At 38.4% G+C, this 14,055-nt stretch carries 7 protein-coding genes; 2 read left to right on the plus strand and 5 right to left on the minus strand.

Going from position 1 to position 14,055, the window contains the following annotated elements; translation table 11 throughout:
• Nucleotides 1-37: 37 nt before the first annotated feature.
• Both HQN86_RS26305 and HQN86_RS26310 read right to left on the minus strand, forming a co-directional pair.
• Nucleotides 38-2,767: a TonB-dependent receptor gene (locus tag HQN86_RS26305; RefSeq protein WP_172663801.1), complete on the minus strand. Its 2,730-nt coding sequence runs from the start codon at nucleotides 2,765-2,767 to the stop codon at nucleotides 38-40.
• A gap of 91 nt (nucleotides 2,768-2,858) precedes the next feature.
• On the minus strand, nucleotides 2,859-8,438 hold the full coding sequence (locus tag HQN86_RS26310) for a hypothetical protein (protein WP_172663802.1): 5,580 nt from the start codon (nucleotides 8,436-8,438) through the stop codon (nucleotides 2,859-2,861).
• Between the two features lie 152 nt (nucleotides 8,439-8,590).
• Here HQN86_RS26310 and HQN86_RS26315 point away from each other — a divergent pair, with 152 nt between their 5' ends.
• The gene (locus HQN86_RS26315; protein WP_172663803.1) at nucleotides 8,591-10,120 is read left to right on the plus strand and encodes a choice-of-anchor I family protein; all 1,530 of its coding nucleotides are present in this window, start codon (nucleotides 8,591-8,593) and stop codon (nucleotides 10,118-10,120) included.
• A gap of 12 nt (nucleotides 10,121-10,132) precedes the next feature.
• On the opposite strand, the gene HQN86_RS26320 is transcribed toward HQN86_RS26315, so the two are convergent.
• The 3 genes from HQN86_RS26320 to HQN86_RS26330 form a co-directional block, all read right to left on the minus strand.
• Entirely contained in the window at nucleotides 10,133-10,663 is a 531-nt protein-coding gene (locus tag HQN86_RS26320) for an anthrone oxygenase family protein (RefSeq protein ID WP_172663804.1), read from the minus strand.
• 6 nt (nucleotides 10,664-10,669) lie between these two features.
• On the minus strand, nucleotides 10,670-11,521 hold the full coding sequence (locus tag HQN86_RS26325) for an SDR family oxidoreductase (protein WP_172663805.1): 852 nt from the start codon (nucleotides 11,519-11,521) through the stop codon (nucleotides 10,670-10,672).
• 87 nt (nucleotides 11,522-11,608) lie between these two features.
• Nucleotides 11,609-12,427 (minus strand): helix-turn-helix domain-containing protein, encoded by an 819-nt coding sequence (locus tag HQN86_RS26330; RefSeq protein ID WP_172663806.1) that lies wholly within the window; start codon nucleotides 12,425-12,427, stop codon nucleotides 11,609-11,611.
• Between the two features lie 171 nt (nucleotides 12,428-12,598).
• Here HQN86_RS26330 and sufB point away from each other — a divergent pair, with 171 nt between their 5' ends.
• Nucleotides 12,599-14,044, plus strand: coding sequence for a Fe-S cluster assembly protein SufB (sufB, locus tag HQN86_RS26335; protein ID WP_172663807.1), 1,446 nt, complete (start codon nucleotides 12,599-12,601; stop codon nucleotides 14,042-14,044).
• Nucleotides 14,045-14,055 lie beyond the last annotated feature (11 nt).

A 14,055-nucleotide genomic window follows, 5' to 3' on the forward strand; every position in this document is an offset into this window, starting at 1 on the left:
TCCATTGAGGACACCCATTCAAGAAAAATAACACTTATTATTTAACTTCGTATTTATAAACCTGTCTTCCTAGTAATCCATCTCCATTAATACCTTCAATAACTACACGGTAAACACCTTTTGTATCTGCATTAAAAAAGCTAATCTTTCCTTTACCATTTGATCCGACTAAGACACCAGGATTCCAATACACCGTACTTCTTAGATCTGTTATACGACTGTTACTATCATAAACCGGAGCGTAAAATTCCTTTACAGGGTTAAAACCTCTTGGCGCATAACTTACTACTTCAGGAGTATATCCCGAACGCAATACTCCAATCCCTCTTTTCGTTGCTAAAAATAAGCTAGGTCCTCCGGTCATACTCATTATGGCAGCATTGGTACGAGCAACATCAACCCTATCAATATCTAATGGATCCAAATAAAACAGATCCTGAACCTCGCAATCATTAATTTCTCTACCATCAAGAAATACTTTCATCCTTTCATTTCTTGAAAACGGCATGGTAACTGGTCCGCAATCAGCTTCGGCCGATCTGAATTCAACATTGGTGACCGTAGCTCTTAACCACTCCAAAAGTGTCCCAAATGCCTGCACATTACTCGGCCTGTAAGTAAAATCTGCGTGTCCATCTAATACAAGATCATAGCCAAATAGCCTTTTACGCTTTTTTGCACTAATTATAACCTCATTAAGTTGTTGAGCCCGACCCATTTGTCCATTCCTCACCATTTCCGCATCTTGTTTTTTACTATTCTCAAGAGAAGCCATCAATGACTTACCCAGATCAGTATCCAGATCGCCAACATTCATATTTGGTGTTCTGTCCTGATCACGAATTTTATCAACCTTTATTTCTACGTTTTTGCCACCTTTTGCATTTCTGCCTTGCAAGGTGAAACTGATTTCATTAGTAATTAACAGATCACTAAATTTATAATACCCTTCTGCGTTGGTCACTGTATCAATTACCACCCCTAATTTATTATTTATCAATGTTATCTTTCCTCCGGCAATGGGTTTCTCTCCCAAACTCAATAACCTTCCTGTAACATTAGTGGTTAATTTCTCTGCTTTAAAAGCAGGCTGAAATGGCTTACCCGCGGTTATATCTTTCCATACAAACCTTCTGTAACCCTGTGTAAGCATTAATAGGTCAAGATTTGATTTGGTTTCTTCAGTAGGGTTATTAAAATAATAGCTTGGTTTCTCTATGTAGCCCTTAATATCAGAGCTCAACAATATTTGAGAAAATATAGTATTTTCTTTAGCCTCATCAACTGGAACAGCCTCTTCACTAACTACAGATACCGAAAAATTGCCCGAAATTGGAGCTCCATTTGCACTGGCGGCACTTACGTCTATTTCAACCTTTTCCTTTGCTGCATAAACTTTTTTAGCTGTCGATAATTTAACATCCATCTGATCATTGTTCTGGATAAAAATAATCCTCTCATTCATTGGATCTCCGGTCGAAGAAAACAACGTAAACTGGGTAATTCCAGATGGTAAATCTTTTGCCGGTATAGATAAAGATGTTTGTGCCTTACCTATCGGCATACTGCTTGCATAACTTACACTACCGCCCGATTGAGCAATCAAACTAACAGTTTGGCTGCCCTTTTCAAGTACAGAAGGATTTGCTATAATACGCACAAGAACAGTATCTGTTTCAGTATTATTATAAACAGAAAGAACATATCCACTTTCCAGAACAGGAGGCAACTTAACAGACTTTTCTGATCCATCAGGATAAGTCACTTTTGCCTGATAAAGTTTACCCTTTTCAGGCATTAATCTAAACTGTCCCATTCCAAGATGTGTTGCTTCAAATGTTTCTACTTCTTTGCCGTCATTATCAATTATAACTCCTTTAACCGGAACACCTAATCCATCAGTTCCCGTTGCCTTAAATGCAACCCTTGTACGAACACCACTTACTAAAGGACCACTTTCCGGAAAAAACTGAACATCAGTTTGTGTCGATATGCTTTTGATTGCAAACTCTTTTATCACAATTTCTTTCTCCCTGGTCTGAAGCTTGGCTGTTAGGTGCTTATCTTGTAATTTACCAGATTTACCACCTTGTAATTTTATTTTTAGCTGCCCATAATTATCGGTTTCTTTATTGCCGCTAAACACCTTTTCATAGCCATTTTCTAAAAGTGCATAATCAACCTTCCTGTTACTTAAGGCTTCCCCTTTATCATTTGAATAGGTTAACACAGCAGTTACAACATCTTTCGAGCCATCTTTGCTATATTCATAATTGATTTTACAGAAAACAGTATTTGCAACCGAATTACCAACTCTGAGTATCTTATCATAAAAAAACGCGGGATCCGAATTACGCATCCATTGTGTATAGGCTCTTATCCGATAATTGCCGTCACGTGAGCTGCTGTCAGGCAATACAAAACTCCCTTTGGTCATTCCGGCAATAAGTGGTAGCTTTAATGATTTTGCAAGTGAATCTGCCTCGTTATAAAGATCAACATATACCGCACCACTAAGTGCCGAAAGCTGATGTTTGCTGCCAATGGTTACATAGGCTTTAAACCAAATGGTATCACCTACCATGTAATAAGGTTTATCGGTATGAAGGTATACCTTTTCTTGTGGCTGAGTTTCTGTCCATTTTTGCAGTGAGGCAACTAGTTTTTCTACAGGATCGTTGTCCTTTTGCGTAAAAGAAAAAGCAGCTGCAACTAGCAGCACTGAAAAAACAGGAATAGCAATTTTAAGAGCGTTTTTAAATTTCATACGGTTTAATTTGTTTGGTTGGTTGGAATTTCATAAATATAAAAAAATATCGTGAAGAGAATATTTATTAGGTGTAAAAATTAAGAGATAATCATTTGCTAACTGGTTTGGGTAATAATAGTTTATATCGTCTGCTTCCAATAACTCCGTTCATATTACTCCCTTCAATGGTAATTGTATAAGATCCAGGAATATCGGCGGTGTAAAAAGAGACATTTGCTTTTCCCTGGGCATCGGTGGTAACGTTTGGTTCCCAATGTATGGTAGCTCGAAGATCAGGATTCATCTCTGATACATTAGCGGCAATATACTTTGGTCTGTAAAATTCCTGAGGATACATAATTGGCAGAGGTCGGTAGTAACCAACATCAGGTTTGTTAATTCTATGCCAGCCAACTCCACTGTAGGTGGTCAATTCTATAAAGGCAACATCAATATCTCTTCTCGAGGTATTAGGCATCACCCCTCCATTAGCACCAAAATTACTTGCAAAAGCAGCCATATCAGCCTTTCCGACACCAGAAATCCTTCTTTCGTCAGAAAAACCTCCTCTACTATAAGAAGCGGTATATTTCCTGCTATACATTACTTCCAGACCACGAAAAGTTGCTATTTTAAGATCCTCCAAATCCTGTTTAATGTCATCCACTCTTGGATCAGGAATGTCGCTATAAAATAATGGTATACCTCTTCCATCCACGGTAATAGTTACATCATAATGATTCATCTTAATCTTTGCAAAACCATCCTCGTTGATTACCCGAAATCCGGGAACCTTTTGCTTGAGCAATTGATACAAACTCATAACACCAGATTCTTTGATATCCTTTTCATCAAAAATCAAATCAGCTTTACCAGGCCCATTCTGATTAAAAGAGCCCTTGATTAACTTTTTATCTATAATTTTCACTTCTTTTAATGCAATACCACTTGCACCAAGCCTTTCCTCTTTTAATAGAATAGCTTTATTTTTGACGTAATTCAATTGGGTAGTGTCAGTATTTACATACCAAGGCATCATCTTATTTCGAAACATTTCGCGGGCCGGAGGAAACTTTTGACGATCCACTTCCACTTCGCCAAAATTCATAGTTCTACCCTTTGGGGTTCTCGCCTGAATAAAAAATGATCCGGAATCTATTTGGGGCAAAGCGGTGAATATAAATCCTCCTTGTTGATCAGTTATTGCTGTAGTAATAAAAAATGGCTTTTGTGAAGAGATTAGCATTTGAGCTCCAGACACCGGTTTTTTCAAAATATTGGTAACTCTACCTGTCACCCTAAAATCCTTCTCAGCAGCAAATTTAGGCGATACGGATTCATTAAATACATCGTCCCACTTATACCCTGTCCATCCCTGGGTAAGCATAAGATTATCAAGTGCTGTCCAGGCTTGCTTATCCCTTTTATTGAAATAATACCCGGGGGTTTCTACAGTGCCTTTTAACCCTGCATTTAACAACAGGCTGACTTCAATATCATGATTACCTAAACTATCTGCTCTAACCTGCGAATCATCGGTTACTGATAAAGAAAAACTTCCCACTACAGGATTGCCATTTACATCTTTCACCTCTATAGATAATCCAACACTATCTCTTTGTAAGAAGGACATTTTATTAGGCAATACATTAATCTTAGCCTGATCCTGATGATCAATAAATGCCACACGTTCATTCAAAGGCTGCTTTTCTTTTAACAATGTAAACCGTGCAATGCCTGTAGCAAATTTACTTTTATCTACAATCAGCTTTGGTTTCTTAAAATCTACCTGTTCCGCGTAACAAACTATTCCTCTGGAAGTCCCTACTAAATAATAAATACTGTCAGGATTAATGGCACCCGGAGTAGCCATTACATTGACTACAAGAGAATCACTTTGCTTATCATTAATCACATGCAAACTAGTTCCTGCAGGTTTTACCAAAGGTAACGGATAGCTTTTATCCATTTCCATTGGTCTATTTAATCTCGCTGAATATATTTCGCCCTCCTTAGGTACAAATTCAAATGACCCCATTCCATTAACCAAACTCGCAATTGAGGCAATGGTATTCCCTTTGCTATCATACACATCACCTTCAAATCTCACTCCTTTCCCATCTTCGGCAAGTGCTTTAAACCCAACAACTGATTTTAGTCCCGCTACAAGCGCTCCACCCTCTGGTAGAAATTGCAGATCAATATTTTGCTCTCGATTAATATTCAAGGGGACAATTAGAATCTGATTTCCGTCATTTTTAGTCAGGCTATTAATCTCTATTCTTATATTTTTGCCATCTGCCTTTTCCTTCAGGTTGAACATCAAAGCCAGATCACCTTCATTAGTAGTTCTTAATTGATCCTTAAAGAGCAGCTTATCCGCCTCCATCACTCTAATCCCTACATCACGCAATCCAACAGCAACTTTATCTGTACGCATCAGGTTAATATTTACTTTAACCTGATCCTTATCTGCAACTTTATTAACGGCTGCCTGCGATTTCACCAGCCATGTATTCTGACTAGGCTTACCCAAATAGAAGCGTTTGTTGAACAAATATTCATCTCCAAAGTTCTGCATCCAATTGGTATAAGCCCGTAAAGTATATCCCCCTTCATGAAAAATCTTTGCAGGTAGCGGAATCTGTCCCCAGCCCAAACCTTCCTTCATAGGGATACTTATTCTTCTAACTACCTCAGCACTATCATCATTAAGCTCAACATATAATATCCCACTTTTTTGTGAAGCCGACAAATAGGAAGGATCAAACAAATAAGCCTTAAACCAAATCGTGTCACCAAGATTATAATAAGGCTTATCTGTGTGCAGGTAAGCCTTTTCTTCTGGCAGTTTATGATGAAAATTCTGCAATGCAGAAACTATATCTTTTGCGCTATGCGATGGTGGTTGCTGAGCCTGAAATTCATCACCCTCAACCTTATACCTGTAAACTTGTCTGCCCAACTCCCCGGCAGCATTAATCCCCTCAATAATCACTTTATAATTCCCTGGTCCATCTGCATTAAAAAAGTCGAAAGTGGTTTTTCCTGCATCAAAAGTTCTTACATTAGGATTCCAATATATAGTTGAACGAAAATCAGGAACCTGATTATTCAAACCCGGGCGATCATACCTTGGCGAATAAAATTCGCGTGCTTTATTAAAACCCCTTGGTAAAAAATTGACCATGCTTGGATCGTATTTTGTTTTCATGGATTTATAGGTGGTAATTAGCAAGGATGCTCCATTCAGGTATGATTTTAAAGCAGCATTCTGCCTAACAACCTCAATTTTAGCAACATCTTTAGCGTCTAGGGAGTTCCCCTCAAATATATCCGCTGCTTCACTAAAACTAAGTTTTCGACCATTTAAAATAACCTGCATAGGCATCCAAACTGGAGGGATCAAATCTGTATTTAGAAAATGAGGATAAAAAATATTCCGTTCGTATTCTGTTTTATACTCTCTAAATTGAATCCCGTTTAGTCTTCCTTCAATACAGTCCCTAAAACTTGCACATATTTGGGGGTTTTCGATGATATAGGTTTGATCTGCATGCCCTTCAGGAATTACCAGCGCACCTTGGGGCGAATAACTTTCAACTCTATTTTTTCTTGCATTGATTTTTACCTCCCGTAATCTCTGCACCCTATCCAGCTTACCCATTTTAACCAATACCTCTTCCTGCTTTCTTCCATTTTCCAAATAGGCTTTAGTGGTACCCGTAATGTCTGTATTTACATCCGGCAGGTTTTTGTTTTTACTTAATTTTTGCACAGGAATGCTGTCAAGAATAACTTCTACTTTATTTTTGTTCTTTGCGGTTCGTCCCTGTATATTAAATTTCACACTATCAGTTAACACTACCTGATCAAATTTGAACCTTCCGGCCGTATCAGTCGTTGTGCCTTCCAATATGCCAGCCCTCATAGACATTAAGGTTACTTTCCCTTTACTTACAGGTTTATTAGCAAGGGATACTACCTTTCCGGAGATCACAGTTCCTAATTTTTCTGCAATAAACTTCGGTTTAACCGACAAGCCACTTGAAACTTCTTTCCAGGTAAACCGTCTGTAGCCTTGCGTCAACATTAAGTTATCTAGTGCCTTATTAACGGACTCATTTTCAGCAGTAAAATAGTAATTGGGTTGCTCTATGTATCCTTTAATATCTGAAGTAAGCAATGTTGAAGATAGTATTGTATGTTCATTACTTTCGTCCAGAGGCACTTTATCTTCGTTGACCACTGTAACCGAGAAACTTCCTGCCACCGGCTTACCCTTTGAATTAAAAGATTGTAGCCCAACACTCACATTTTCTCTCGATTTGTAGCTCTGCTTTGCCGTGCTTATTTCCAGCTTCATCTGGTCCTTGTTCTTTATAAAGGCAACTCTCTCGTTTAGCGGCTCTCCACTTTCATTAAATAAAGTGAACTGAGCTATTCCTGTCGGAAAATCTTTCTTCAATAACCAAATAGAGGTCATGGATTTGGTAATATTAAGGGGTGTAGCATAAATTGTCTCTCCACCCGTCTGCGCAATAAGGCTAACATTTACTGGTGTAACCGCTACCGGCGACAAATTAACTCTCACCAATATGCTATCCTTACTTGGTTGATAAACTGCAAGTACAAAACCTGTATTTTCTGCTTTAGGTAAAGCAATAGTGCTTTCAGAACCATCAGGATACTTTACTTTTGCAGTATAGGTTTTTCCCTCTTGGGGTTTTAATTTGAACGTTCCCATCCCGGCATGTTCACTTTCAAAATCAGCAACACTGTTACCTTGCTCATCTATTATGCTCCCCTTAATAAGAATACCCTTTCCATCCATCCCCAAGGCTTTAAAACCTATTCTGGAAGCAACTCCGTTTATCAGTATCCCTCCTTCTGGAAAAAACTGAACATCACTTTGTAAAAAGCCGGCCTTTATTGCAAAGTTTTTAGTAATCTTTAATTTACTATCCGCCTCTATAGTAGTCTGTATATAAGCTCCTCGTAAGTTCTCAGGCTTATCATTCTTGATATCTATATAAATATTCCCATTAGCATCAGTCTTTACAGTTTTTGCGATTACAGCTTCACCATTTGATACAACCCTATAGCTAACCACTCTCCCCGAAATCGCTTTCCCATCATCATCACTATAATTCAACTGAGCAGTTATTGCTGGTTTGCTATCAATAACTTTATACTTATAATCTATTTTAGAAGTAATTTCATTGCTATACGGACTGCCCACCATAAAAGTGCGGTCATAGAAATAATCTTCGCCGGCATTTCGCATCCATTGTGTATAAGCCCTTATCCGATAATTCCCTTCTTTAAGTTCTTCACTTAAATCAAAATTGCCCATTGCCATGCCCGCTGTAAGAGGTAGCTTTAAAGATTTTTCAATTGAATCTCTTTCATTTATCAGCTCCACATATACTGCTCCGCTTAAAGCGGATAGCTGGTGCCTGCTGCCCACTGTTACATAGGCTTTAAACCAAATGGTATCGCCTAATGCATAATACGGCTTATCGGTATGTAAATACACTTTTTCCTGTGGATTAGTTTCTACCCATTTTTCTAATGTGCCTACTAATCTCTCAATAGGATCCTGCCCTTTTGGTACAAAAGCCAGGAAAGTTAGAACTGATAACAAAAGTGCAATTCTAAGGGGTCTGGTGGATTTTTGATTTTCCATTGTTTAAATGTGATTGCGTAATTAAAAACAAAGACATTTCAGAACAACCAAATAGGGACAACATCTAAAATTATTTTAACAATAACATAATCTTATACTTAGACAATAGTAATCTTCTACCAATACATTCGCTGCTTAAACATATACGATACATGAAAAGAATGCTACTATTTAGTTTCCTTGTAATTGGTTTACTCAGCTGTAAAAAAGAGAAGCCATCAACAGACCAGGAGGTTGTTTTAAATGAAGATCCGGCCACTTATGCTGAGATTGGATCTCTTGATATCGGAGAACTTGGCGCAGCTGAAATCTCTGCATTTGACCCTGCAACAAACAAACTCTTTGTTGTAAAAAATGAAAATGAAGGCGAGCCAAATCAGGTTAATAGAATTGAGGTTGTTGATTTTGCAAATCCATCAAATATGAAAGCCACTGGTTTTATAAGTGTTACTCCATATGGAGGTGCTGTTAACAGTGTTGCAGTGCATGATGGCAAACTAGCTGCAGCTATCCAGGCTAACAACAAACAAGCAAACGGTAAGGTTATCGTATTTAAAACCACCGACCACAGTAAAATCAGTGAAATTAATGTAGGTGCGTTGCCAGATATGGTTACCTTTTCTCCTGATGGAAAATACATTTTAACCGCAAATGAAGGAGAACCTGATACCGATTATACAAGTGATCCGGCTGGTACAATCTCAATAATATCTGTTAATGACAATTACGCGGTAACAACCATCGACTTCTCGTCTATGATAGGTCAACAAGCTGCATTAACAACCAAAGGGTTCAGAATCTTTGGCATGGGCAAAAGCTTTGTAAATGATATAGAGCCCGAATACATTACAGTTTCTGACGATTCAAAAACTGCATGGGTTACTTTACAAGAGAACAATGCAATAGCTAAAATCGATATCGCTTCTAAAACCATCACTAATATATTCCCGCTTGGTTTTAAAGATTACAATACTGACGGTAACGAAATAGATCCGAGCGATAAAGACAGTGGCTTTGCTCCCGCAAAATGGCCTGTAAAGGGCATTTATATGCCAGATGCTATTGCCGTACTTGAGCAAAACGGAACTCCATACTTATTTACTGCCAACGAAGGTGATGCAAGAGAATATGATGCCTTCTCAGAAATAAAAAGAGTAAAGGATATTGTGCTTGATCCTACAGCTTTCCCAAATGCTGCCGAATTAAGAAAAGATGGTAAACTTGGTCGTTTAAACATTACAACAACCCTGGGAGATGCTAATGGTGATGGAGTTTTCGATGCATTATATTCATTAGGATCCCGTTCGTTTAGTGTTTGGAATGGTAATAATGGAAGTCAGATTTTCGACAGCAAAAATGAGTTGGATGCTAAATGCGCCACTAACAACACATATGATGATGGCAGAAGCGACGACAAAAGTGTTGAGCCCGAAGGAATAACAATTGGAACCGTTGGAACCAAAAAAGTTGCCTTTGTAGGTATGGAAAGAGCCGATGCAGTAGCAGTATATGATGTAACTAATCCGGTTAAACCAGTTTTCTTACAGCTTTTAAAATGTGGTGATGCACCTGAAGGAGTACTATTTATTTCTGCAAAAAATAGTCCTACCAAAAAAAGCTTATTGGTAGTAAGCAGTGAAAACGATGGTGTAATCAAAGTATATACACCAAAAACGATATAACAACTCTCATTATTAGTTGCTTGTTTGCGCCCCGTGGGGGTACAAACAAGCAATTATTACCAACACAATGGCCATAGTAGCGGCAACGGCCCTGATGGTATTTAAATAGTTCCATGTGTTCTCGAAGCCACTCCTTTGCAACCTCATGGCTTCCGCAGTTGCAGATTTCAGGTCGAAAGTATCCAATGCATTATTAAGTGGTACATTACCAAAAATAGTAACGCCAAAAGTGCCTATAATGTAACACAAAGCCGCAGCAACCAATAACCAGAACTTAAGCTGAACAGGTTGACCATAATGCAGGTATGCGCTTAATGGCAATAGCACCAATGCTCCAAAAAATCCGGCAAAGAATACCGGATTTAATATCGCTCTGTTAATTTCTTGCATTGCAGTTAAATACCCTTCATCCGACAGCTTTGCCAAACCCAGATTCACTGAACAAGACCAGGCATAAAACAATCCGGCCATCAGCGCAGTTGTGGTGCCCGCAAGCACCAATACTATATTTGTTAACGAGATCATACGATTTAACTTTTCCATAAATTACTAAAGATTTCTTAGATATTCCTTAAGCTCAAATGGTTTGCGCTTCAATAATTCCTCTAGTGTATCATCTACATAAGAAAACTCATCAGCTTTAATGCTATCCGCCAAACTCAACTGCCAGACTATCTGCTCATCCGGCATTTGAAACTTATCCAGCTCTTCAGCTAAAACAACATTAGGGATATTCACATAAGAAACCTCTATCCCCCTTTCCGCTGTTAAAATTGCAGCTACATCTTTAAAAGTATAAGCCTTTGAACCCGTTATTTCGTACCGCCTATTTTCATGGCCATTACCTGCAAGTACGTTACTTAGCGCCTCAGCAATATCCACACGCGACACAAAACTTACGGCTCCATTACCTGCCGGATAGTAAATATTGCCATGCTCCAATGCCTCGCCAATAAATATTGGAATAGTTTCCATATACAAACTATTGCCAAAAAAGGTATGCGGTATTCCTGAATCCAAAATAGCCTTTTCTGTTGCCAAACATTGTTGCGTTGCCATAAAGTACGCATCCAATTTTGGCTTTACAGCACCAGTATAAACAATATGCTGCACGCCCTGCTGTTTTGCGGCCGTAACCACATTAGCTTCCTCTTTAACACCCTGATCGCCTATACTTATTGCAGATATTTGCAATAGCTTATCAACTCCCTTCAATGCTTCATTTAACGATTCAAGATCATCATAATCGGCAATGCGAATTTGAATACCTGAATTTTTTAGATCCTCCATTTTCTTTGGATCTCTTACTATCGCCACAATTTGCTCTGGCTTAATCTTTTTCAATAGAAAACCTATAGTTGCTTTACCAAGGTTTCCGTTTGCTCCTGTTATTGCTATCATAATTTCTTTTTTTACCAAAATTATGAGCTATACAAAACCATGAATAGAACAAAACCGACACTAAATATTATTTAAATAAAAAATGGGCTATTTAATGAGCTCAGGAAAATTCTCAACCAGCTCGTTTGATTGTTTTTGATATTGCTCAGGACTGAATCCTGTAAATTCTTTAAAAGAACGGATAAAATGAGATTGATCGGCGTAGCCATTTTCAAAAGCTACATCTGTAAGGATATTATATTTATTATTTCTCAGCTGACTTAAAGATGCCTGAAAACGACATACTCTGGAAAACAATTTCGGACTGACACCAATATGCTGGTTAAACCTCCGCTCAAAACTTCTTTCAGATAATCTTAAATCCTGTTGCAACTCTTTTAAGGTAATATTACCATTTGAACTGATCATTTTAGATACGGCATGCTGTGTTAAATCATCAGGAACATTCCTGTTTTTAGCAATCAAATTAATCAGGTAGCCTGAGATAAGTTCTATTTGATGAGCCTGAGATGAGGCATTCAAAAGTCTTTCTGATAAGTTGTAATCCGTCTTTTTTGATGTCAGATCTACATCTAAACAAGTATTTGTAATTTCAACAGCACTAAACCCAAATATAGATTTTATTGCATCCGGATAAAAGTAGACCCCAATAGTATTGAATTTTCCTGCCGTACGGATTTCCGTGTGTTTAGTTGTTTGTCCGTATAAAAACACTTCCGGCAATTTGTAATCATGAGATTCCGAAAAGGTCCCCTCCTCTGCCTGTCCAAAAATCATTCCCGGACACCCATCTGGAAGTGCAACAAATGTTGTAGGTGCGCAACCATTATTTCCGCCCTCTAAAATCCAGAAGTAGCGAACATATCTTTTAAGATAATCAGGCGGCTGTACCAGTTTGCAATTCATTCTATTTGTTTGACTCAGCTGTTAGCATAAAATTACAAATAATTTGTAAAGTCATAATTCTTAATCTGTTTGTCAATTATTACATTACGCTGTTTATACTATTTTGTACAAATAGTAAATACCCCGTATCTTTGATATATATTAATATTTCAACAATTAATATAGGCTATCATGAAAGAAAAACCAGATACTCTGGAACAGGCCGTATTAACCGAATACAAATACGGATTTGTAACAGACATAGATACAGACGTAATTGCCAAGGGCCTTAGCGAAAACACCATCCGACTTATCTCGAATAAGAAGAACGAACCGGAATGGATGCTGGATTGGCGACTTAAAGCTTATAACCACTGGTTAAAGCTAGAGGAACCAAAATGGTCAAATGTTAAGTACCCTATAATCAATTATCAGGATATAATATATTATGCGGCTCCTAAGCCTAAAAAGCAGCTGAACAGCCTTGATGAGGCCGATCCGGAGTTGCTGGCTACATTTGAGAAGCTTGGGATTTCTCTGAACGAACAAAAACGACTTACAGGAGTAGCTGTAGATGTGGTAATGGATAGCGTTTCTATTGCTACCTCATTTAAAGAACAACTTTCGGAAATCGGGGTTATCTTTTGCTCAATCAGCGAAGCTATACAGCTACATCCCGAATTGGTAAAAAAATACCTTGGATCGGTAGTACCTATGACGGATAACTATTTCGCAGCGTTAAATTCTGCGGTATTTACCGATGGCTCGTTCTGCTATATCCCTAAAGGAGTCCGTTGCCCAATGGAACTTTCAACCTATTTCCGCATCAATACAGAAAATGCGGGTCAGTTTGAACGTACCTTAATTATCGCCGAAGATGAAAGCTACGTAAGCTATCTGGAAGGTTGTACCGCCCCGATGCGTGATGAAAATCAGTTGCACGCAGCTGTGGTAGAACTTGTTGCCCATACAAAGGCAGAAATCAAATACTCAACTGTACAAAATTGGTATCCTGGCGACAAAAATGGCTTGGGCGGTATATACAACTTCGTAACTAAACGTGGCATGTGTAAGGGCGATCATTCTAAAATCTCCTGGACACAGGTCGAAACAGGCTCAGCAATTACCTGGAAATATCCTAGTGTAATCCTAAAAGGAGATCACTCTATAGGTGAGTTTTATTCGGTGGCGTTTACAAACAACCATCAACAGGCCGACACAGGTACAAAAATGATTCACCTTGGTAAAAATACAAGGAGCAGAATAGTGTCTAAAGGAATCTCTGCCGGACATAGTCAAAACAGTTACAGAGGATTGGTTAGAGCCAGCAAACAAGCCACTAATGCACGTAATTATTCGCAGTGCGACTCTTTACTGCTAGGCGATAAATGCGGGGCACATACCTTCCCTTACATAGAAGTTAAAAATAAAACCGCAATTGTAGAGCATGAAGCAACTACTTCAAAAATTGGAGAAGATCAGCTCTTTTATTGCAAACAAAGAGGCATTGATGCAGAAACCGCAGTGGCTCTTATTGTAAACGGCTTTGCCAAAGAAGTAATGAATCAGCTGCCAATGGAATTTGCCGTTGAAGCACAGAAACTACTAGCCATCAGCATGGAAGGCAGTGTAGGTTAAAAAAATTATAA

Source organism: Pedobacter panaciterrae (assembly GCF_013204795.1).
Taxonomy (GTDB): Bacteria; Bacteroidota; Bacteroidia; order Sphingobacteriales; family Sphingobacteriaceae; genus Pedobacter; species Pedobacter panaciterrae.